This window comes from Arthrobacter sp. AL12, assembly GCF_029960645.1.
Taxonomy (GTDB): domain Bacteria; phylum Actinomycetota; class Actinomycetes; order Actinomycetales; family Micrococcaceae; genus Arthrobacter.
Genome location: NZ_JASBQY010000007.1, coordinates 165,581 through 186,664 on the forward strand (window position 1 = coordinate 165,581; position 21,084 = coordinate 186,664).

19 protein-coding genes are annotated in these 21,084 nt (G+C 69.0%); 6 read left to right on the forward strand and 13 right to left on the reverse strand.

Features of this window, described 5'->3' with window-relative positions; translation table 11 throughout:
* Positions 1-71 precede the first annotated feature (71 nt).
* Both mfd and QK291_RS10380 read left to right on the forward strand, forming a co-directional pair.
* Complete coding sequence (gene mfd, locus QK291_RS10375; RefSeq protein ID WP_282381432.1) at positions 72-3,788, forward strand: transcription-repair coupling factor; 3,717 nt, start codon at positions 72-74, stop codon at positions 3,786-3,788.
* Positions 3,789-3,794: 6 nt separating this feature from the next.
* Positions 3,795-4,619: a metal-dependent hydrolase gene (locus QK291_RS10380; RefSeq protein ID WP_282381435.1), complete on the forward strand. Its 825-nt coding sequence runs from the start codon at positions 3,795-3,797 to the stop codon at positions 4,617-4,619.
* Positions 4,620-4,683: 64 nt separating this feature from the next.
* Here the strand turns inward: QK291_RS10380 and QK291_RS10385 are convergent, their stop codons facing one another.
* From QK291_RS10385 to nirB, 6 genes are all read right to left on the reverse strand, one after another.
* Entirely contained in the window at positions 4,684-4,917 is a 234-nt protein-coding gene (locus tag QK291_RS10385; protein ID WP_282381438.1) for a hypothetical protein, read from the reverse strand.
* Between the two features lie 63 nt (positions 4,918-4,980).
* Positions 4,981-5,691: a deoxyribose-phosphate aldolase gene (deoC, locus tag QK291_RS10390; RefSeq protein WP_282381441.1), complete on the reverse strand. Its 711-nt coding sequence runs from the start codon at positions 5,689-5,691 to the stop codon at positions 4,981-4,983.
* Between the two features lie 97 nt (positions 5,692-5,788).
* Positions 5,789-6,649: an FAD-dependent oxidoreductase gene (locus tag QK291_RS10395; protein WP_282381442.1), complete on the reverse strand. Its 861-nt coding sequence runs from the start codon at positions 6,647-6,649 to the stop codon at positions 5,789-5,791.
* 148 nt (positions 6,650-6,797) lie between these two features.
* Positions 6,798-7,892 carry a uroporphyrinogen-III synthase gene (locus QK291_RS10400; RefSeq protein ID WP_282381510.1) on the reverse strand — a complete coding sequence of 365 codons (1,095 nt, stop codon included), beginning with the start codon at positions 7,890-7,892 and terminating at the stop codon, positions 6,798-6,800.
* Between the two features lie 110 nt (positions 7,893-8,002).
* Entirely contained in the window at positions 8,003-9,037 is a 1,035-nt protein-coding gene (gene cobA, locus QK291_RS10405; protein ID WP_282381445.1) for a uroporphyrinogen-III C-methyltransferase, read from the reverse strand.
* Between the two features lie 2 nt (positions 9,038-9,039).
* Positions 9,040-11,766 carry a nitrite reductase large subunit NirB gene (gene nirB / locus QK291_RS10410; protein ID WP_282381448.1) on the reverse strand — a complete coding sequence of 909 codons (2,727 nt, stop codon included), beginning with the start codon at positions 11,764-11,766 and terminating at the stop codon, positions 9,040-9,042.
* Positions 11,767-12,037: 271 nt separating this feature from the next.
* On the opposite strand from nirB, the gene nirD reads away from it, so the two are divergent.
* Entirely contained in the window at positions 12,038-12,415 is a 378-nt protein-coding gene (gene nirD, locus QK291_RS10415; protein ID WP_282381449.1) for a nitrite reductase small subunit NirD, read from the forward strand.
* Between the two features lie 16 nt (positions 12,416-12,431).
* Here nirD and QK291_RS10420 read toward each other — a convergent pair whose 3' ends face one another.
* On the reverse strand, positions 12,432-14,192 hold the full coding sequence (locus QK291_RS10420; protein WP_282381451.1) for a phospho-sugar mutase: 1,761 nt from the start codon (positions 14,190-14,192) through the stop codon (positions 12,432-12,434).
* A 136-nt stretch (positions 14,193-14,328) separates the two neighbouring features.
* Here QK291_RS10420 and QK291_RS10425 point away from each other — a divergent pair, with 136 nt between their 5' ends.
* Positions 14,329-14,805: an Rrf2 family transcriptional regulator gene (locus QK291_RS10425; protein WP_282381511.1), complete on the forward strand. Its 477-nt coding sequence runs from the start codon at positions 14,329-14,331 to the stop codon at positions 14,803-14,805.
* Between the two features lie 4 nt (positions 14,806-14,809).
* Here QK291_RS10425 and QK291_RS10430 read toward each other — a convergent pair whose 3' ends face one another.
* Together QK291_RS10430 and QK291_RS10435 are read right to left on the reverse strand one after the other, a co-directional pair.
* A complete protein-coding gene (locus QK291_RS10430) occupies positions 14,810-15,628 on the reverse strand; it encodes a purine-nucleoside phosphorylase (protein ID WP_282381455.1) in 819 nt (272 codons plus the stop codon).
* Positions 15,629-15,637: 9 nt separating this feature from the next.
* The gene (locus QK291_RS10435) at positions 15,638-15,784 is read right to left on the reverse strand and encodes a hypothetical protein (RefSeq protein WP_282381456.1); all 147 of its coding nucleotides are present in this window, start codon (positions 15,782-15,784) and stop codon (positions 15,638-15,640) included.
* A 9-nt stretch (positions 15,785-15,793) separates the two neighbouring features.
* On the opposite strand from QK291_RS10435, the gene QK291_RS10440 reads away from it, so the two are divergent.
* Entirely contained in the window at positions 15,794-17,209 is a 1,416-nt protein-coding gene (locus QK291_RS10440; RefSeq protein WP_282381457.1) for an NAD(P)H-quinone dehydrogenase, read from the forward strand.
* Here the strand turns inward: QK291_RS10440 and QK291_RS10445 are convergent.
* Positions 17,142-17,402, reverse strand: coding sequence for a hypothetical protein (locus tag QK291_RS10445; protein ID WP_282381458.1), 261 nt, complete (start codon positions 17,400-17,402; stop codon positions 17,142-17,144). The genes QK291_RS10440 and QK291_RS10445 overlap by 68 nt on opposite strands.
* Before the next feature lie 177 nt (positions 17,403-17,579).
* On the opposite strand from QK291_RS10445, the gene QK291_RS10450 reads away from it, so the two are divergent.
* Positions 17,580-18,122: a flavodoxin domain-containing protein gene (locus QK291_RS10450; RefSeq protein WP_282381459.1), complete on the forward strand. Its 543-nt coding sequence runs from the start codon at positions 17,580-17,582 to the stop codon at positions 18,120-18,122.
* 29 nt (positions 18,123-18,151) lie between these two features.
* On the opposite strand, the gene QK291_RS10455 is transcribed toward QK291_RS10450, so the two are convergent.
* From QK291_RS10455 to QK291_RS10465, 3 genes are all read right to left on the reverse strand, one after another.
* Positions 18,152-18,844 carry a hypothetical protein gene (locus QK291_RS10455; protein ID WP_282381461.1) on the reverse strand — a complete coding sequence of 231 codons (693 nt, stop codon included), beginning with the start codon at positions 18,842-18,844 and terminating at the stop codon, positions 18,152-18,154.
* Between the two features lie 68 nt (positions 18,845-18,912).
* A complete protein-coding gene (locus QK291_RS10460; RefSeq protein WP_282381463.1) occupies positions 18,913-20,193 on the reverse strand; it encodes a neutral zinc metallopeptidase in 1,281 nt (426 codons plus the stop codon).
* 53 nt (positions 20,194-20,246) lie between these two features.
* Positions 20,247-20,885 (reverse strand): hypothetical protein, encoded by a 639-nt coding sequence (locus QK291_RS10465; RefSeq protein WP_282381465.1) that lies wholly within the window; start codon positions 20,883-20,885, stop codon positions 20,247-20,249.
* Between the last annotated feature and the right edge of the window lie 199 nt (positions 20,886-21,084).

A 21,084-nucleotide genomic window follows, 5' to 3' on the forward strand; every position in this document is an offset into this window, starting at 1 on the left:
GGAACCGGGATTCTCACGAATTTCGGCTATTCGTGTTGCCTGCACCCGTAATCCCTCCAGGAGCTTCAGCCATGAGCCTCAACGGCCCCAGTCTCACCGGTTTGCGCCGTGTCCTTGCCGAAGACCGGAACTACGCCCGTGTCCGGGCCGAGGCCGCCCGCGGTTTCGCTGCCCGCAGCGAGGACTACCAGATCAGCGCCCCCGCCGGGCTGCGCTCGGCGCTGCTCGCGGAGATGGCCGACGGGCTGGCCTCGCTAGCGCACAACACAGCGGACAACCCAGCAGACGACACCGTGGACACCACAGCAGCCGCCGCCGCGCTGGCGGATGGCGGCAGCCTCGCCCCGGTCGTCCTGGCCATCACCGCGACCGGCCGTGAGGCCGAGGACCTCACCGAGGCGCTGCGCGCCTTCCTGCCGGCCGACGCCGTCGCCGAGTTCCCCAGCTGGGAAACGCTCCCGCACGAACGGCTTTCCCCGCGCTCGGACACCGTGGGCCGGCGGCTGTCGGTTCTCCGCCGGCTCGCGCACCCCGAAACCTCCGCGAGCGGCGCGCTGCGCGTCATCGTGGCCCCGGTGCGCGCCGTCGTGCAGCCGATTGTGGCGGGACTGGGCGAACTGGTCCCGGTCACCCTGACGGTGGGCCGCGACGCCCCGTTCAGCGATGTCGTCCGGAGCCTCGCCGACGCCGCCTACGCCCGGGTGGACATGGTGACCCGGCGCGGCGAGTTCGCCGTCCGCGGCGGCATGCTGGATGTCTTCCCGCCCACCGAGGACCACCCCATCCGGGTGGAGTTCTTCGGCGATGAAGTGGACCAGATGCGCTGGTTCGCCGTCGCCGACCAGCGCTCGCTGTCCGCGCCCGGGGTGCACCACCCCACCGAACTGCACGCTCCGCCGTGCCGCGAAATCCTGATCACGCCCTCCGTGATGTCCCGGGCCGCGACGCTAAAATCCCAGCTTCCGGCCGCCGCGGACATGCTGGAGAAGATCGCCGGCGGCATCGCCGTGGAAGGCATGGAGTCCCTGGCCCCGGTGCTGGTGGACGCGATGGTGCCGTTCCTGGACCAGCTCCCGGCCGGATCGATGGCGGTGGTGATCGAACCCGAAAAGGTCCGGACCCGCGCCCACGACCTCGCCGCCACCAACGACGAATTCCTCGAAGCGGCCTGGTCCACGGCGTCCGACGGCGGCACCGCACCTCTTGATTTGAGTTCCGCGGCGTCCGAGGCCCTGCACTCGGCCAGCTTCCGATCCCTGACCGAAACCCGCTCCGCGGCCCTCGCGCACGAGGTGTCGTGGTGGTCGATCACCTCCCTGGCCACCGACGAGGAGCTGCTGCCCGACGTCGACGTCCTGAACCTGCACGCCCGCGAACCCCGCGGCTACCAGGGCGACGTCGCCGAAATGATGGCCTTCATCGGCTCGCACGTGCGCGAACAGTGGCGGATCGTCGTCGTCACCGGGGGCCCTGGCCCGGCCCAGCGGCTTGCCGAACTCTTCCACGACAATGACATCCCCTGCGCCCGGGTCGACTCCCTCGACAAGAACCCGCAGGCGGGGCTGATCGAGGTGACGACGGCCGCCGTCGGACGCGGTTTCGTCCTGGAGCCGCTCAAACTCGCCCTGCTGACCGAGGCGGACCTGCTGGGACGGACCTCGGCCGGTTCCACGAAGGACATGCGCCGGATGCCGTCGAAGCGGCGGAACGCCGTGGACCCGCTGCAGCTCGTGGCCGGCGACTCCGTGGTGCACGAACAGCACGGCATCGGCCGGTTCGTGGAACTGATCCAGCGTAAGATTTCAGTCGGCGGCTCGAAGGATACAGTCGGGGTGCGCGAATACCTCGTGCTGGAATATGCGCCGTCCAAGCGCGGCGCCCCGGGCGACCGGCTCTTCGTCCCCACCGACCAGCTGGACCAGGTCACCCGCTATGTCGGCGGGGACACCCCGGCGCTGAGCAAGATGGGCGGCGCGGACTGGGCCGGCACCAAGTCCCGGGCCCGCAAGGCCGTCAAGGAAATCGCCGGCGAGCTGATCCGGCTCTACTCGGCCCGGATGGCCTCCCGCGGCTACGCCTTTGGCCCGGACACCCCGTGGCAGCGCGAACTCGAGGAAGCCTTCCCGTACGTGGAGACCCCGGACCAGCTGACCACCATCAACGAGGTCAAGGCGGACATGGAGCGGGAGATCCCGATGGACCGGCTGATCTCCGGCGATGTGGGCTACGGCAAGACCGAGATCGCGGTCCGGGCTGCGTTCAAGGCCGTCCAGGACGGCAAGCAGGTCGCCGTGCTGGTGCCCACCACGCTGCTGGCCCAGCAGCACTTCGCGACCTTCACCGAACGGTTCTCCGGCTTCCCGCTCGTGGTCAAGCCGCTGTCCCGCTTCCAGGGCGGCAAGGAGGCCAAGGAGACCGCCGAAGGAGTCAAGGCCGGTTCCGTGGACGTTGTGATCGGCACGCACCGGCTGTTGTCCAAGGACTTCGCGTTCAAGGACCTCGGCCTCGTCATCGTGGACGAGGAGCAGCGCTTCGGCGTCGAACACAAGGAGGCGCTGAAAAAGATGCGCACCAATGTGGACGTCCTGGCGATGAGCGCCACCCCGATTCCCCGGACCCTGGAAATGTCCCTCACCGGCATCCGCGAGACCTCCACCCTGGCCACCCCGCCGGAGGAACGCCACCCGGTGCTGACGTACGTGGGCCCGTACACGGACAAGCAGACCTCCGCGGCGATCCGGCGCGAACTCATGCGCGAGGGCCAGGTGTTCTTCGTGCACAACCGGGTCTCCACGATCGACCGCACCGCGGCGAAGATCCGCGAATTGGTCCCGGAGGCCCGGGTGGAGGTGGCACACGGTCAGATGTCCGAGAGCCGGCTTGAGCAGATCATCGTGGATTTCTGGGAGAAGCGCTTCGACGTGCTGGTCTGCACCACCATCATCGAGACCGGACTGGACATCTCCAACGCCAACACGCTGATCGTGGACGGGGCGGAAAAATACGGGCTGTCCCAGCTGCACCAGCTGCGCGGGCGGGTGGGCCGCGGCCGCGAACGCGCCTACGCGTACTTCCTCTACCCCTCGGAGAAGCCGCTGGGCGAGGTGGCGCTGGAACGGCTCAAGGCCGTCGCCACGCACAACGAGCTCGGCGCCGGCATGCAGCTGGCCATGAAGGACCTCGAGATCCGCGGCGCCGGCAACCTGCTCGGCGGGGAGCAGTCCGGCCACATCCAGGGCGTCGGCTTCGACCTCTACATCCGCCTGGTCGGCGAGGCCGTCGCGGACTACCGTGGCGAGGCCGAGGAGAAGGCCGCGGAGATGAAGATCGAGCTGCCGGTCAACGCGCACCTGCCGCACGACTACGTGCCGGGCGAACGGCTGCGCCTCGAGGCGTACCGCAAGCTGGCCTCGGCAATCACCTATGAGGCGATCGACGAGGTGCTCGCGGAGCTCGTGGACCGCTACGGGGAGCTGCCGCTGCCCGCGAAGAACCTGATCGACGTCGCCCGCTTCCGGGTGGGGGCCCGCGAAGCCGGACTCAGCGACGTTGCCCTGCAGGGCAACTTCATCAAGTTCTCCCCGGCGCAGCTGCCGGAATCCAAGCTCATGCGGCTCACCCGGATGTATCCCGGGGCGCAGTCGAAGCCGGCCCTGGACGCGGTGCTCATCCCCAAGCCCAAGACCGCCCGGATCGGCGGCCGGGACCTGCAGGACGCCGAGATCCTCGAATGGGCCAACGGTGTCATCCGCAACATCTTCTCCGACGCCCCGCTAGCGGTGAAATAACCAGTGATGGGGGGACACCACGCCGCGTCGGGCGCCGCGGCGTGGGTGGCCATTGCCTCGACGGGGCCGTACGCGCTGGGCTGGTATCCGCTGGACGCGACCGGGATCGTGATCGGCGGGATGGCGACGGCGGGCACCGCCCTGGTCTGCGACTGGGACCACCGCTCCAGCACGGTGGCGCATTCGCTGCCGCCGCTGTCGAACGTGATCGCCGTCGGCATCGAGAACGTCTCCGGCGGACACCGGCAGGGCACGCATTCCTTGCTCGGCGCGGCGTTCTTTGTGCTGCTCGCGGCGCTTGCCGGGCAGTTCCAGCTGCAGACGGACTGGGGGCTGCTGTCGGTGGGCGCCGGGCTGCTGTGCATGTTTATGATCAACATCGCCGCCAAAGCACTCAAACTCTTCCCGAAGTACGGCTGGATCAGCAACTGGGTCTTCGCCCTCACCATGGCCGGACTGGTGACGTGGTTCGCGCCGCACCAGTGGACCTGGCTGCCCGTCTCGATGCTGACCGGGGTGCTGGTCCACATCGTCGGGGACATGATCACCACCGGGGGAGTGCCGCTGCTCTGGCCGATTGTGGTCAAACCGCCGAAGGTCCTGCGGAAACTGCCGCTGCTAAGGAACGTCTGGAGGCCCAACGGGGCGTTCTCCATCCCCCTGCTGGGCCGTGCCGGCTCCCGGCGGGAATGGTTCGTGCTGATTCCGGTCAGTGCCTACGCCATGATCGGCATGTTCGGCGCGGCCCTGGCCCGGCTGCACTGGCCGGACGCCGTCGCCCTGGGCACCGGCCTGGTCCAAGGCCTCTACGGGGTGCTCGCCGCCGCGTGACATCCCCGGTTAAATGACTGAAGCTCCGGAGATCCGGAGCTTCTGTCCTTGAAAAACGTGGTGTTTAGAACTCGCCCGCGGAATCCGAGCGGCCCAGGATCGTCTGCGGAATCCAGAATGCCGACGCGAACAGGACGAGGCAGGCGGCCATCGGCCACGGGTTGCCCAGCGTCAGGAAGCTCAGGGAGTACAGGGACCCGGCGAAGAGGGCCATCATCAGGACGAACAGGATGATGCTGGAGCCGAGGCTGTTCTCGTTCTGCGGGGTCTGCTGGGTCTTCGCGGTGTTGCTGGACATTCGTTCCTCCTCGGCCCCGTGGGGCTCAAAACTGTGGCGGCTTCGGTTGATATCGGATAGCAGTCAGTACGCGGAGGAACCCTGTTCACCCTTGACGATCGCGATGCCGGAGCTGGCGCCAATACGTGTTGCACCTGCAGCAATCATAGCCTGTGCGTCGGCGAGCGAACGCACCCCGCCGGAGGCCTTGACGCCCAGGTCCGGGCCCACGGTGCTGCGCATCAGCGCGACGTCCTCGGCGGTGGCGCCGCCGCCGTTAAATCCGGTGGACGTCTTCACGAAGTCCGCGCCCGCCGCGACGGCCGCCTGGCAGGCCAGCACCTTCTGGGCGTCGTCCAGCAGCGCCGTTTCGATGATGACCTTCAGGATGGCGCCGCCGTCGTGCACGGCCTCGGCCACGGCCGTGATGTCATCGACCAGGGCGCCCTTGTCGTTGGCCCGGGCCGCGGCAATGTTGATCACCATGTCGACTTCTTCGGCACCGTCCAGCACCGCGCCGCGGGCCTCAAAGGCCTTGACGTCGCTGGGCGTGGCGCCCAGCGGGAAACCGACGACGGAACACGTCAGCACGCCCGAGCCCTTCAGCGCCTTCTTGACCGTTTTGACCCACACCGGGTTGACGCACACTGACTTGAACCGGTACTCGGCGGCCTCGGCGCAGACCTTGAGGATCTCGGCCTCGCTTGCCTCCGGCTTGAGCAGGGTGTGGTCAATGTAGGCGGCAATGTTGGCGGGGGTGGTGCTTCCGGCAGTCGCGGCGGCTTCGTTGCTCATGGGGTCCCTTCGTGGCTTCTCAGGTGTCCATCTTGCCACAACGGCCCGCCCCCGGAGGGCGTCCGCGCCGGCGTCCGCGAGCGGGTCAGGCGACGGGTCAGGCAGCGTCGGCGAAGGGCTCGGCCAGGCCGGCCCGGAGCAGCTGGGAGGCGCAGACCGAGGCGGCGGAGGAGGCGGCGACCAGCAGCCCCAGCCGGACGCCGTCGAACACCGCAGCATCCCCGATGGCCCAGATTCCCGGGACGGACGTGCGGAAGTCACGGCCGATGACAATCCCGCCCTGGCGTGCCGTCTTCAGGCCGGCGCTGACCGCGAGGGCGTCACGGGCAACCGGCTCCTCAGCCAGGACCACCAGGTCCCCGGCCATGCTGGAACCGTCCTCGAACACAATCCCCGCGGCAGCGAGCGTCGAACCGGCGAGGGTGGGAACGACGGAGGCCGGCCGCTGCGTGGTGCGGATCGGGCGGACGCCGCGGGCGCGCAGCACGGCCTCGGCCTGGCCCGCGGCCGTCCCGGTGCCGACCAGGATGCCCAGCGGCCGCCGGCCCAGGACCCGGGTGACGTCCTTGACGGCCTCGCCCAGCCGGGCGGCATCGTCGATGGTGGAGTAGTTCAGGCACCGGCCTTCCCCGGCCAGCGGCGCGCCGGCGGGGGATGAACCGGTCGCGATGACCAGCTGGTCGTAGCTGAATTCCAGGCCGTCCGACGTGGTGACGTAGCGGCTGTCCGGGTCGATGTAGCTCGCCGGCTGGCCGAAGCGGACGGAAACCTGCGGGAGGGCGGCGAGCTCCAGCAGCTCCTCGGGGGCGTCATCCCGGTTGCTGAGCACCGTAATCCCGCCGGCGAACGGGGTCCGAGTGAGCTCGCGCACGAGGGCCTGCGCGGCAGGGCCGGCCCCGGCGATGACAATCCGGGGCCGGGTCTGGGAATCGGCGGAAACGGTAGGGGTGGCGGACATGGTGAGGTCCTTTCGCTGGTGGCCCGTGGTGTGGCCTGACTGCTTGATGAACCCAGCGTAGGCGGGAGATCTTTCCGGCGTGTTTCCCCGGTGTTGCAGGATTTTCGCCGCCCGTTCGCCAATGTTTACCCGCCAGTAATGCCGTGGGTCACACCCGGATCCGGTAGCCGCGCTTCACCACAGTTTCCACGAGCCGTCCGTCCGGCAGGGCGGATCGCAGCCGGCTCACCGTCATGTCCAGCGCATGGACCGAACCGCGGAGTTCCAGCAGTTCGGACAGCGACGCGCGGGACAGCACCGCGCCGCCGGCGCCCATCAGGGCCCGCAGCAGCAGGAGCGGGGCAGGGGCCAGCTCCACGGCCGCGCCGTCTATCCGCAGCGAGCGGCCGCGGAGCTCCACGCGGCCCGAGACGGTGTCCAGGCGGCGGACGTGGTTGAGGGCAAGGTGCTCGACCACGAGCCGGATCAGGGCGCCCATCCGGAACCGGTCCGGGACCAGCGGCTGCAGCCCGGCATCGATGAGCGGCTGCGCCGTGACCGGGCCGACGACGGCGGTCGCCACGGTGGTCTTCAGGCTCTCCACGAGCTGCTTGTACAGGCCCATCTCGTGCGCGGTGGACCACATGGCATCCACTGCGGGGGCGCTGGTGAAGGTCAGCACGTCCAGGTTGCCGCTGCATGCGGCCTCGATCAGCCGCGGCAGCCGGTCGGCTCCGTCGGGCTTGACCCAGCGGTACGGGGTGACGGTGAGGACGGTGGCGCCGGACATCCGGAGGCGTTCGAGCTGGCGGACATCGGTGTAGCCGTGCAGCTGCACCGCGACGGTCTTGCCGCGGACCCCCTCGGCAAGGAGCATGTCCACCAGCGTGGCGGTGGTTTCGTCGCTGCTGATCCCGACGTCGGCCAGTCCGGCCGCGCGGACGGCGCCGCGGGCCTTGGGCCCGCGGACGAACATCCGGGTGGCGCCGAGGGTCTCCAGCAGCTGCTCGCCGATCCCGAAGGTGTCCGCGGCCTCGCACCAGCGCCGCATGCCGTAGGCGGTGGTCGCGATGCACAGTTCGGGGCGTGCGGCGATGACGGCCCGGGTGTCCGCGATCAGGTTCACATCCTCCTGCACCGGGGCGATCTTCAGCGCCGGCGCATGCAGCACCTCGGCGCCGCGCCGCTCCAGGGCCTCGATCAGGTCCTGGGACCGGCGGTGCGAGGTCACGCCGATCCGGAAGCCTTCCAGCGGCAAGTCCACAGTCCCCGCGACGGTCCCCGGTGCTGTCTCCGCCGCCGTTGCCGGCGCCGGTTCAGGGCTGGGCCCGGGCGGCCCGGCCGGGGCGATGGCGTTGAGCGCGCTCACGGCCCTCACGCTCCCATCAGGGACGCGGCGAGGCGGTCCAGTTCGGCTTCGGCTTCCGCGCAGCCCCGGTTGGCCTCGGCCACCCGGACGACATCGCCGATCACCAGCACGGCGGGGTTGCTGCACCCCGCGGCCGCCGTGGTGATGGTGCCCAGCTCGGCGATGGTGGTCCGCTGTCCGGGGCGGTAGCCGCGCTCGACGACGGCCATCGGCATGTCCGCGCGCATCCCCGCCCGGCGCAGCCCGGCCGCGAGCTGGTGCAGTGTCCCGATGCCCATCAGCACCACGATGGTCCCGCCGAGCCCGGCGAGGTGCGTGTGCTCCTTCTCGGTCAGCGGGGCGTGGCCCGAGACCACCGTGAACATGTGGCTGACCTCCCGGTGCGTGACCGGGATCCCGGCTGCGGCCGGGACCGAAATGGCGCTCGTGACACCGGAGATCACCCGGACGGGCACCCCGGCCCTCACGCAGGAGGCGACTTCCTCGCCGCCGCGGCCGAACACGTACGGGTCGCCGCCCTTGAGCCGCACCACGTTCCTCCCGGCCAGCGCGGCCTCCACCATGAGGTCCTCGATGCCGGCCTGGCTGACCTTATGGTGGCCCGGGCGCTTGCCCACGTCCACGAGCTCGGCCGTGCTCAGTGCGGGCAGTTCCTGGTAAGGGGCCAGCCGGTCGTAGAAGACGACGTCGGCGTCCCGCAGGGCCTTGACCGCGGCGACGGTCAGCAGCTCGGTGGTTCCGGGGCCGCCGCCGACCAGGGTGACGTGGCCGGCGGGACCGGCGGCCGGCTCCACCGCGACGGGGATGCCGGTTTCGCGGCAGCGGTCCAGCAACGCGTCCCAGCCGGGCTGGCCGTCGTCGACCGCGGCGACCAGGAAGGGACGCTCCGGCAGCGGGCCGTCGTGGCGGGCACCACCCGGGCTGCTCAGCCGGGAGACGACGGCGCCGGCCGCCCGGTAGCGGCGGACGGCCTGGCGCGCGGCGGTGTCCGATCCGGTGACAAGGACAACGCGTCCGCTGAGATCGATGCAGAGCTGCATGGCTAGACCGTACTTTCCTGGGCGGAGCGGGCGGGGTATTGCTGGGCGGGGGCGCCGGAGTCGGAGGGCCGGACCGGGATGCTGGAGGCGATCACTACCGGCTGCTGGCCGGCCAGCGCCTTTTCCTCCGCCGTGGCGGGGCGCATCTGGCCGCGCTCGTCGGAGACGAAGGTGATGGAATCGTCTTTCTGGCCCGGCGCGTTGACGAAGGAGCGGAAGCGGCGGAGGCGCTCGGGATCCTTCAGCGTGTCGGCCCACTCGTCCACGTAGGTGTCGACGTGCCTGGCCATGGCGGCCTCGAGGTCCGCGGCGATGCCCAAGGTGTCATGGACCACCACGTCCTCGACGTGCTTGATGCCGCCAGCGAGCTCCTCCTGCCACCGCGCCGTGCGCTGCAGGCGGTCGGCGGTGCGGATGTAGTACATAAAGTACCGGTCGATGTACTTGATCAGGGTTTCGTCGTCGAGGTCCTTGGCCAGCAGCTGCGCGTGCGCCGGGGTGGCACCGCCGTTGCCGCCGACGTAAAGGTTCCAGCCGTCCGCGGTGGCGATGACGCCGACGTCCTTGCCGCGGGCCTCCGCACATTCGCGGGCGCAGCCGGAGACACCCATCTTCAGCTTGTGCGGGCTGCGCAGGCCGCGGTAGCGCAGTTCCAGCGCGATGGCCATGGCCACCGAGTCCTGGACGCCGAAGCGGCACCAGGTGGATCCAACGCAGGACTTCACCGTGCGCAGGCTCTTGCCGTAGGCCTGGCCGGACTCGAAGCCGGCGTCGACCAGTTCCTTCCAGATTTCCGGGAGCTGCTCCAGCCGGGCGCCGAACATGTCGATCCGCTGGCCGCCGGTGATCTTGGTGTAGAGGCTGTACTTCTCGGCCACAGCGGCGATGACGCCGAGCTTCTTCGGGGTGATCTCGCCGCCGGCGATGCGCGGCACCACCGAGTAGGTGCCGTCCTTCTGCATGTTGGCCAGGGCGCGGTCATTGGTGTCCTGCAGGGTGCCGCGGCCCGCGTCCAGGACGTAGGCGCTGTTCTGGCTGGCCAGGATGTTGGCGATGGTCGGCTTGCAGATGTCGCAGCCGTCGCCGGTGCCGTACTTGGCCATGACCTCCTCGAAGGAGGTCAGCTCCAGGACCCGGATGGTCTCGAAAAGTTCCTGGCGGGAGAGTTCGATGTGCTCGCAGAGGGCCTTGGAGATTTCGACGCCGGACTTGGTCAGTTCCGTTTCGAGCAGCTTCTTGAGCATCGGCACACAGGAACCGCAGCTTGTTCCGGCGCGGGTGCAGCCCTTGAGCTGGCCGAGCTCCTGGACAGGGGCGTTGCCGTCGCAGGCCCCGCAGCCGTTGACGGTGTCCCGGATGGTGCCGGCGGAGACGTTGTTGCAGGAACACAGGATGGCGTCGTCGGGGAGTTGGGTCTCCGGGGCCTCGCCGCCGCCGGCCGCGGTGAGGTAGGCGCCGGGTTCGGCGGCGAGTTCGCGGCCCAGCATGGGCCGCAGTGACGTGTACGGGGTGGCGTCCCCGACGAAGATGCCGCCAAGCAGGGTCTTGGCATCGTCCGTGGTGACGATCTTCTGGTAGACACCGCGGGCCGGGTCGGCGTAGACGATTTCCAGCGCGTGCTCGGTCCGGGCGAAGGCATCGCCGAAGCTGGCGACGTCAACGCCGGAGAGCTTGAGCTTGGTGGCGGTGTCGAAGCCCGGGAAGGTCGCGTCGCCGCCGTGCAGCCGGTCCGCGACGATCTCCGCCATGGTGTTGGCCGGAGCCACCAGGCCCAGGCACATGCCGCCGAAGTTGGCGACCTCGCCGATCGCCCAGATGCCGGGGACCTGCGTCTCGCAGCCGTCGGAGATGACGACGCCGCCGCGCGGGCCGAGGTCGAACAGCGGCGCGGTATCTTCGGCCGCCGCGCCGTTGGCGTTACGGAACAGCTCGTCGCGGGGTTTGACGCCGATCGCGACGATCACCAGGTCGGCGTCGATGATGCGGCCGTCGGCCATCAGCACGCCGGTGACCTGGCCGTCGTCGTCGGACAGGACCTCGGAGGGGAACACGCCGCCGTGGACGGTGAAGCCCTTGGCCTCGATCAGGCGGCCCAGGGCCTGCCCGGCGCCCTGGTCCAGCTGGGTGTTCATCAGCCAGGGGGAGCCGTTGATGACGATCGGGGTGGCGCCGAGCTGCTCGGTGCCGGCCGCGGATTCCAGGCCCAGAAGGCCGCCGCCGATGGTGACGGCGGTGACTTTGCGGCCCAGCGTCTCCGCCAGTTCCGCAATGGCCTTGTTGATGGCCCAGACATCTTCCAGGGTGCGGTAGACGTGGGTGAGTTCGGAGCCCGGGATCGGCAGGCGGGCGGCGTCGGAGCCGGTCGCGACGACCAGTTCGTCATACGGGTACACGGTGCCGGCCGCGGTGGTTACGGTCTTGCCCGCGGTGTCGATGCCGGTGACGCGCTCGCCGGTCTGCAGGGTCAGCGCCTCGTGGTCCCACATGGCGGCGCTGCCCAGGGTGAGGTCGACGTCGGCGTCGGTGAGGGCCCGGCTCAGCGCGACGCGGTCATAGGGGAGGTGCGCTTCCTCGGTGAGGACGGTGACGTCCCAGCCGTCCAGGCCCCGGGCGTTCATGGCGTCCGCGAAACGGTGGGCGGCAGGGCCGCCGCCGGCCACCACGACGCGGCGCGGTGCTGTGGCGCGCTCTGCGCCCTGGTTCTGGGGGCTTGAAGTCTGTCCGGTCACGGTGGGCCTTTCGCATGGGCCGCAGTCGGTGCATCTGCGGCCTTCTCGATTCGAGGTGTCCATCCAGACTAGGCAAGCGCAGTTTCGCTTCAGTTTCCCTTATGTTTCGTGATCTTAACTTCTGCATCACGGACGCCTTTCCGGTCGGGTGAGGTCTCTTTTACCCGCCGGACACATTCACCGCGCTCAGCCGAAACACCCGGGACCTAGCTTGGGTATGTGGCCGCAGGAGCGGCCGAGCCCGGGAGAGATGCATCAGAGAGGGGCCGAAATGACTGCCGTACTTGAGAGCGCAGCACAAAGCTTTGTCCAACACCCCAGCCACGGCACCGGCTGGCACCGGGTATGCGCCGTGGAGGACCTGGAGCCGGCCTGGGGTGAGGCCGCCCTGATCGCGGGGCGCCAGGTGGCGCTGTTCCGCACCGTGTCCGGAGAGGTTTACGCCGTCGGCCAGGAGGATCCGGCCACCGGCGCGTTCGTGATGGCCCGGGGCATCACCGGTTCCCGCGGCGCACGCCCTACCGTCGCCTCACCACTGCACAAGGAGGTCTACGACCTGCGCACGGGGGAGTGCCTGGGCACGCCGGAACTGCGGCTCCCGACCTTCGGTACCAGGATTGTGGGCGGATATATCGAGGTCGAGCTTTAGCGGCCGACCCCCGGCGTTACAGCCCCAGCGCCTCGCGGACGTCCGCCAGGACGGCGTCGAGCGCTACGCGTGCCTCGTGCCGTGCCTCCGGCAGCTCGGCGGCCGAGCCGACGTTGCGGATGACCTCCAGGTAGCACTTGAGCTTGGGCTCGGTCCCGCTGGGGCGGATGATGATGCGGCTGAGATCCTTCGTCAGGTACAGCAGGCCGTCGGTGGGCGGGAGCTGGGCGCTGCCCTCGGCGAGGTCCGTGACGGTTTCGACGGCGGAGCCGCCGAAGGATGCCGGCGGGCTGACGCGCAGCCGGTTCATCATGGCGTCCAACAGGCCCAGGTCCGCGACCCGGATGCTGAGCTGGTCGCTCGCATGCAGCCCGTGCACCAGGTACAGCTCGTCGAGTGTAGCGAAGATCGACTTGCCGTCGGCCTTCGCCGCCGCGGCGAATTCCGCGATCAGCACCGCCGCGGAGATCCCGTCCTTGTCCCGGACCAGGGAGGGCGCGACGCAGTAGCCCAGTGCCTCCTCGTAGCCGAACAGCAGCCCGGGAACACGGGCAATCCACTTGAAACCGGTGAGGGTTTCCTCATGCGCGTAGCCCGCCGCGGCAGCGATCCGTGCGAGCAGCCGCGAGGACACAATCGAATTCGCGAACACTGCTGCCGTGGTTTCTCCGCCGCCGCTGCCACCGCCCCTGCCGGCGGTCATTCGCGCCACGATGTGAGCGCCGAGCAGGGCGCCGACCTCGTCGCCGCGCAGCATCCGCCAGGCACCGGTGTCCGGATCCTTGGCGGCCACCGCGGCACGGTCCGCGTCCGGGTCGTTGGCGATCACGATGTCCGCGCCCACCCGGGCCGCGGTTTCGAGGGCCAGGTCCAGGGCGCCGGGTTCTTCAGGGTTGGGGAAGTTCACGGTGGGGAAGTCGGGGTCGGGTTTGGCCTGCTCGCTCACCAGGGTGACGTCGGTGAAACCGGCGGCGTGCAGCACCGCCACGGCGGTTGCCCCGCCCACGCCGTGCATCGGGGTGAGAACGATCTTGAGCTCGCGGGCCCGGAAGTGCTCCGGCCTGGCCAGGGCGGCGACGGCGGCCTCGTAGTCGGCGGCCACGGACGGATCCAGCACGGTCCAGCCCTCCGTAGCCAGGGCGACACCGGAGAGCTCGCCGACGGCGTCGATATCCGCCGCGATCAGGGCATCGTAGGGCGCCACGATCTGCGCGCCGCGTCCGCTCTCCTCGACGGCGTGGCGGCCCAGGTACACCTTGTAGCCGTTGTCCTGCGGCGGGTTGTGGCTTGCGGTGACCATCACGCCGCCGTCGCACTCCAGGGCGCGCACCGCATAGGCGAGGAGCGGGGTGGGCAGCGGGGCCGGCATCAGGAAGGTCTCGACGCCGGCGGCGGTGAGGACCGCCGCGGTCTCCTCCGCGAAGATCTCCGAGTTGTGCCTTGCGTCGTAGCCGACGACGGCGCGCGGCCGGGTGCCGGGGGAGGCCTGGGCGACGGCGCCGGTCAGGAAGGCGGTGAAACCCGCGGCGGCGCGGCGCACCACCACGCGGTTCATCCGGTTCGGGCCGGGGCCGAGGGGTGCCCGCAGGCCTGCGGTGCCGAACTGCAGGGTACCGCTGAAACTGTCGGCGAGCTCCTGGCGGGCCGCCGCGGACCCATCGCCGGCCAGCCGGACCAGTTCGGTCAGGGTGGCGGCGGTGGCGGGATCCGGGTCCTGGGCGGCCCAGGTCCGGGCGTCGCCCAGCAGGCGGGTAAGTTCGGCATCAGAAGACGTCATAGGAACCAAACTAGCGTCATTCGCCGCGGATACCTCCCCGACGAGCGAGAGTCCGCTCGACTGATCGATCACAGCCGTCCCGGTCCAGTCCCCTTGACAGCCAATTTTCCGGACACGTAACGTCTGGAATATGAAGATGGGCCGTGGCGTGGAATGGGCCGTGCACAGTTGCGTCAACATGTCGTGGACACCGGCCGGCGAGGCGGTCAACAGTGCCCGGCTGGCGGAGTACTACCAGCTCCCCGGCGCCTATCTGAACAAACAACTCCAGGCGCTGGTGCGCGCCGGGATCCTCGGCTCCGTCTCCGGCCCGCGTGGAGGCTTCCACCTGGCGCGCCGGCCGGAGAACGTCACCATCCTGGATATCGTCCTGGCCCTGGAAGGCCCCGATCCGGTGTTCCGCTGCGAGGGCATCCTGGCCAACGTCCCGGACGCCGACTCGGAGCATAACTACGTCCGGACCTGCCTGATCTCCCAGACCATGCGCCAGGCCGAACTCGTCTGGCGGCAGGCTCTGGCGCGGCAGACGATCGCCGGGATCGCGGACTCGATGGAGCGGCGCTTCCCGCAGGACAAGGCAAAAGCGCTGCGCTACCTGACCCCGGGGGGCTAGGGCTTCAGAGCTTCGCGATGATCTCCGCCAGCAGTTTGGAGATGCGCGGGCCGGCGGCGTGGCCGGCTTCGAGGACTTCCTCGTGGCTCAGCGGCACCGGGCTGATGCCGGCGGCGAGGTTGGTCACCAACGAAATACCGAAAACCTCCATGCCCGCGTGACGGCCGGCGATGGCCTCCAGCGCGGTGGACATGCCCACCAGGTTTGCGCCGATCCGCTTGGCGTACTGCACCTCGGCCGGCGTTTCGTAGTGCGGGCCGGTGAACTGGGCGTAGATGCCTTCGTCCAGGCTGGGGTCCACTTCGCGGGCCAGGCCGCGGATCCGTGCGGAGTACAGGTCGGTGAGGTCCACGAACGTGGCGCCTTCCAGCGGGGACGTCGCGGTGAGGTTGATGTGGTCGCTGATCAGCACGGGCGTCCCGGGGGTCCAGTCCTCGTTGAGGCCGCCGCACCCGTTGGTCAGGACGAGGGTCTTGCAGCCGGCCGCGGCCGCGGTGCGGACCCCGTGGACGACGGAGCGGACGCCCTTGCCCTCGTAGTAGTGGGTCCGCGCGCCCAGCACCAGGGCGCGCTTGCCCTCTTTGGTCAGCACGGAGCGGATGGTGCCGACGTGGCCCACCACCGCGGGGGAGGAGAATCCGGGGACCTCGTCCGCGGAGAGCGTGGCGGTGGTCTCGCCGATCAGTTCGGCGGCGTCGCCCCAGCCCGAGCCCAGCACCAGGGCGACGTCGTGGGCGTCGATCCCCGTCTCCTCGGCGATGTAGTCGGCGGCGGCGCGGGCGGCGTCGAAGGGGTCCGTGTTCAGGAATTCTGTTGTACTCACCGGTACAAGTTATCCTGCCGGCGCCGTGCTGCCCAGCAACCGGTCCTGCAGCCGGTCGTGCAACTGGTTGTGCAACTGGTTGTGCAACTGGTAGGGCATTCTGCGGGTGTGATGCGGGTCCGTATTCTTGGTGGTGCCGGTCCGGATGGTGGACAATGGCTGATTGTGACTACGCATCCCGATTTCAGCTCACCCCGCATCGCAATCCTGGGCGGAGGGCCCGGCGGCTACGAAGCTGCCATGGTCGCCGCCTCCCTGGGCGCGAAGGTCACCATCATCGAACGCGCGGGGCTTGGCGGCTCCGCGGTGCTGACCGACGTCGTGCCGTCCAAAACCCTGATCGCGACGGCGGACCTGATGACCCGCGTCGGCGAGGCCGGCGAGCTCGGCGTCAAGTTCGACCTCGACGGCGGCGACTGCACCCCGACGATGCGCGCGGATCTCAAGCACATCAACGACCGCCTGCTGCGGCTGGCCCGGCAGCAGTCCTCGGACATCCAGAAGGGCCTCGAGAACCAGGATGTCCGGATCATGCTCGGCTCCGGCAAAATGCTGGACAGCCACACCATAGAGGTCCTCACCGCCGACGGCACGGAAATCATCGAGGCGGACGCGATTCTCCTGGCCGTCGGTGCCCACCCGCGCGAGCTGCCCACCGCCCGCCCGGACGGCGTCCGGATCCTCAACTGGGCGCAGATCTACAACATGGACGAACTCCCCGAGGACCTGATCGTCGTCGGCTCCGGTGTGACCGGCGCCGAGTTCGCCTCCGCCTACAACGGCCTCGGATCCAAGGTCACCCTGATTTCCAGCCGGGACCGAGTGCTGCCCGGCTCGGACGCCGACGCCGCCGAGGTCCTCGAGGGCGTCTTCGAACGCCGCGGCGTCAAGGTGCTCTCCCGCGCCCGTGCCGAGACGGTGGAACGCACCGGGGACGGCGTCATCGTCACCCTCGGCGACGGCTCCAAGGTCACCGGCAGCCACTGCCTGGTCGCGGTCGGCTCCATCCCGAACACCGCCGGAATCGGCCTCGAGGAAGCCGGCGTGGCGCTCACCGAGAGCGGCCACATCAAGGTCGACGGCGTCTCCCGCACCACCGCGCCGAACATCTACGCCGCGGGCGACTGCACCGGCGTGCTGGCCCTTGCCTCCGTGGCCGCAATGCAGGGCCGGATCGCGATCGCGCACTTCCTGGGCGACAGCGTGACCCCGCTCAAGCTGCACCAGGTCGCGTCCAACATCTTCACTTCGCCCGAGATCGCGAACGTGGGCGTCTCCGAGGCCGAGATCGAATCCGGCAAGTACCAGGCCGACGTCGTAAAGCTTTCGCTACGCAGCAACGCCCGGGCCAAGATGCGCAACCACAAGGACGGTTTCATCAAGATCTTCGCCCGCAAGGGCTCCGGCACCGTGATCGGCGGTGTGGTGGTGGGCCCGAACGCGTCCGAACTGATCTTCGCGATCTCCCTCGCGGTCACCCAGAAGCTGCACGTCGACGACGTCGCGAGCACCTTCACCGTGTACCCCTCGCTGAGCGGGTCCATCTCCGAAGCGGCCCGGCGACTGCACGTCCACATGTAGCGAAAAGGGAGGACCCGTGGGCGGCGGCCGCTGCGGTGACGGCTTCACGGACATCCTCGACGGAGGCCAGGCCATAGCGGCCCAGCGTCGCGCCGGTGGCGGGCTCGACGGCGTCGGCTGTCCCGCAGCCTCCCGGGCGCCAGCCGTTGAGGTAGATCTTGCCCTCCCAGAGGGAGGCGTCGAGCAGTGACATGTCCTGTCCCTTCGTGGGGGACATTTTTTTTACCGCACCGGCCGACTGTGGACCGGAACGGAGCCTTCGTACATCACCTGCCGCGGGGCCGCAGCCGCCAAGGGGTGCGGTGCGGTTTCGAGATGACGGTGACGTTCGGCCCTACTTGTTCACCGCGGTGCGCAGGCACAGTGGAGCATGGCCAACATCTATGTCCCTTACGGGAGCGTTGAAGGACAGACAGCCCAAATCGCCGAGTACATTGCGGAGCTGATCCGGGCCCACGGGCACCAGGCAGAGGCGGCGGATCTCAAGCACGCCGGGGACACCCTTCCGGCGGGCTACGACTGCGTCATCGTGGCAGCCTCGGTGCATATGGGCAAACACGAGGGGTTCGTGACCGACTTCGTGAAGAAGAACCGCGGAGAGCTCGACCGCCTGCCGTCGGCCCTGGTTTCGGTCAGCCTGGCCGCCCACGGCGACGAGCAGAGTGCGGAGGGATACGTGGAGAAGTTCGAGGAGGAAACGGGGTGGCGGCCCGCGCATGTCGGGTTGTTCGCCGGCGCCCTGCTCTACACACACTACAACTTCATCAAGAAGCGCATCATGAAGAAGATCGCCTCGGACAAGGGGTCCCCGGACCTGGATACGACCCGCGATTACGTCTATACCGAATGGGACGGCGTGCAGCGGTTCACCGAGGACTTCCTGGCCGGACTGTCTGCCCCGGCGGGTCAGTAGCGGGCAGGGCTTTCGGCCAGACCCGGGGGTCAGGAGCAGGCGTAGGGCGGCACCGTGTCCCAGGCGTTGCAGGGCTTGAACCAGTGCTCGACGCCCAGCTTGTCGGCGTCGTCCTCAAGAACGTCGAGGCTGTCCGAGAACAGCGCTTCGGTGTCGGCGTCCTCCAGCAGCACTTCCTCCACCTGCGCCCGCCAGTCCTCCGGGAGGTCGAGTTCGTAGATGTCCTCGGTGATTTCCGCCTGATCGAGCAGGCAGCGGACGGCGAGTTCGGCGGCGAGGCAGCCGGGGGCGGTCCAGCCGCGGACCAGGCTCGCCGTGATGTCGGCGGCGACCACGATGAACTTCTGGGTGAATTTCGCGTCGTAGCTGGCGGCGAACTGCGGCGGCAGCGAGGACAGCACCGAGGTTCCGGCGATGTCGGACGGGGTGAGGGTGTCGAGTCTGCTGAGGGTGCCCAGGTCGCGGAAGAGCTGGTCGATGAGGATGCTCGAGGAATTCCACAGCAGGCCTGCCAGCAGGCGGGCCTGGCGCACCGCGTTTTGGCGGTCCTCGGCCGGGACGGCGGCCATTTCCGCCAGGTCCTCCGGGTCGAACAGGAGCCGCTGCTCCTCCGTCATGTCATCCGGATGCGGGTCCAGGCCCAGGAGTTCGAGGCTCAGCCCGGTCAGCCTGTCGGCGTCGGTCAGGAGTTCTTCGGTGATGTCGTCGTCGTCGGCGCTCATGGCCCCGATGCTACCCGCCATCCGTTCCGTGCCCGATTCGCGTTACGCGGAGGTGCCCGGCCGCAGCGTCACAGGGGCGGCAGTTCCCCTTCGAAAGAAGCCGCCCAATCCACCGCCGGGTTGGGCCCGGGGACCGCCACCCGGACTGTCAGTTGGCCGGCGGGAATGATGGCGCTGACTTTGATCCTCGTGGTCTGACCCGGTTGCAGGATCCCCAACGATGCAGCCGGGGTACTTGACGCGGAGGCCGGCACGGTCTCGGCGAGCAGGCCGCGTTCGCCGTAGCGGACGATCGGGTTGCCCATTCCGGTGGCATCGAATGCCGCCGCGCTGCCGTTCTTCACGGTGATCTCGAAGACCGCAGCCACGCGGACCGTGCCGCCTGGCCCGGGGGCCCCGGTCCCGGTCGGGGTTGGCGTTGCAGTGGAGGGCAGCGGCCCTTCAACGTTTTCATATCCCAGTGGGCTAACGGAAACTTCAATTCCGCTCCTGTAGATTAGCGCGCCGTTCCAGCCGCCGAACTTCATTTCCGGGACGCAGCGGGCAATGCCATGAAGGCGGCCTTCGTCGAAATACCGGATGCGTTCAAACGAATCGCCATGATCGGCGCTGGAGGTCCAGGGCGTTTCGTCGCCCAGTACATTGAGACCCGCGGCCAGTTCCTTCTGGTCGCCCGTTTCAAGGATGAGTTCCCCGTCCGCCGCAGCGCCGAACAGGGCCGCGCCCGCCAGGCAGTCTGCCTGCAACTCGGAGGCCTTCTCGGTCAGCGAGTCGCCGAGCCTCTCCTGAATGGCATGGCCCCACTCGTGCGCGATCACCAGATAGGGCCAGGTGTCACCGTTGGCGTAGCCCTTCTCCATAAGGCCCTTGTCCCACGCGACGAAGTCCGCCGGCCGACAGTAGAAAGCATTGTCGGCCGAAAGCGGGGCTGGCCCGCACAGGGGAACACTCGCGGAGTTACCGTCGTAGAGCCCGACCACTTTGGGCGGACTGTAGGTGCCTGGGAAATAGTCGCCCCAATGGCGCGCCCAGAACCCATTGGTGATGATCTCCGCCGTCTGGAGTTCATCAAGCAGGAGCGCCGGATTGGGAGTGGGCGTTTCGGTGGTCGTCGGTGTCGGCGTCGGGCTGGGTGTTGGCGTCGTCACGGCGGGCGAGGGAACCGCCGCGGCGGAAGGCGGTGTATCGACCGAAGCCGGCGGCGTCTGCGCGCTGGCCGCGCCGGTGAGCGTCCCGAACAAGCCGGGCTGGAATATCCACACGCCCACGGCCGCAACGACCACCATCGTCAAAACCGCAACGCTGACGGCTAAGAGTCGATGGCTCCAGCTGCTCTGTGGGTTCGCCATGAGCGAAGACTAACCGCTGGGCCCGGACCAGAACAGTCCATGATCCTATCCAGCTAGGCAGCCGCAGCCCGTTGGTTCCCAGCGGTGGTGCTTGCGTGTGCCACCCGGGCGGACAGGAGATAGGCGATTCCGCAGATCAGGGGTACCACGCTCGCCGCTATAAGCGAGGCGACCGGGCCCGACCTGCCGATAATCGTGATCAGCAGCGGCAGCACGCCCAGGGCCACGAGCATCCAGCCGGCCAGTGCGGTCCGCTTCAGGCCGAGAACCGCGGCCGGAAATGACAGGGCGACGACGCTGACGGCGATCACCGGCCCGTTTTCGCTGATGAATTCACGCAGGGCGGCGGGGTCGAAGGCGAGCCACACGCACGCCGCGATGAAGGCGGACACGAGGGCGAGCAGCAGGGGCGCGGTCGGGGCCGGCCAGAACCAAGCTCCGACTGCGAGGATAAGCATCGGCAGCACCCAGGCGAGCGTGATCAGCAGTCCGGTGTCGCCGCCGGGATCCTGCATGGCGTAGCCGCCGATGAAGATCCCGGCGAGGACCGTGAACGCCGCCATGATGGCCGCCCCGGTGCGTTGCAGCGCCGTTGCCCGCCGCTGTGGATCTTTTTCCCGTGCGAAGACAATGCCCAGCACGACGGCGACAACAACGATCGCGCCGAGGGCCAGGATGATGGGGACGTCCATGGGGTGCCTCCTGCGGATGAACGGAACCTAGCTTCAGCACACGCCGGCAGGGCTGGCTCGCCAAGGGGAAAAGGGCCCGCTTAGCGGCGGGACATGCGTGGAATACACCTAGATCCGGGCTTAACGCCTATAGGCATTCCTGGTGCCGTGCCCCCGGGGGCCGTACACCCAGGAGAATCAGAAGCCGCCGGTTCAACGT

Bases quoted from the DNA above. Each gene is read 5' to 3' on its own strand.
- QK291_RS10450 (WP_282381459.1), top strand. From the start codon at position 17,580: ATGGCCAACATCTATGTCCCTTACGGGAGCGTTGAAGGACAGACAGCC.
- mfd (WP_282381432.1), top strand. From the start codon at position 72: ATGAGCCTCAACGGCCCCAGTCTCACCGGTTTGCGCCGTGTCCTTGCC.
- cobA (WP_282381445.1), bottom strand. From the start codon at position 9,037: ATGCAGCTCTGCATCGATCTCAGCGGACGCGTTGTCCTTGTCACCGGA.
- QK291_RS10380 (WP_282381435.1), top strand. From the start codon at position 3,795: ATGGGGGGACACCACGCCGCGTCGGGCGCCGCGGCGTGGGTGGCCATT.
- QK291_RS10465 (WP_282381465.1), bottom strand. From the start codon at position 20,885: ATGGACGTCCCCATCATCCTGGCCCTCGGCGCGATCGTTGTTGTCGCC.
- nirD (WP_282381449.1), top strand. From the start codon at position 12,038: ATGACTGCCGTACTTGAGAGCGCAGCACAAAGCTTTGTCCAACACCCC.
- QK291_RS10425 (WP_282381511.1), top strand. From the start codon at position 14,329: ATGGGCCGTGGCGTGGAATGGGCCGTGCACAGTTGCGTCAACATGTCG.
- QK291_RS10445 (WP_282381458.1), bottom strand. From the start codon at position 17,402: ATGTCACTGCTCGACGCCTCCCTCTGGGAGGGCAAGATCTACCTCAAC.
- QK291_RS10385 (WP_282381438.1), bottom strand. From the start codon at position 4,917: ATGTCCAGCAACACCGCGAAGACCCAGCAGACCCCGCAGAACGAGAAC.
- deoC (WP_282381441.1), bottom strand. From the start codon at position 5,691: ATGAGCAACGAAGCCGCCGCGACTGCCGGAAGCACCACCCCCGCCAAC.
- QK291_RS10460 (WP_282381463.1), bottom strand. From the start codon at position 20,193: ATGGCGAACCCACAGAGCAGCTGGAGCCATCGACTCTTAGCCGTCAGC.
- QK291_RS10420 (WP_282381451.1), bottom strand. From the start codon at position 14,192: ATGACGTCTTCTGATGCCGAACTTACCCGCCTGCTGGGCGACGCCCGG.
- QK291_RS10455 (WP_282381461.1), bottom strand. From the start codon at position 18,844: ATGAGCGCCGACGACGACGACATCACCGAAGAACTCCTGACCGACGCC.
- QK291_RS10395 (WP_282381442.1), bottom strand. From the start codon at position 6,649: ATGTCCGCCACCCCTACCGTTTCCGCCGATTCCCAGACCCGGCCCCGG.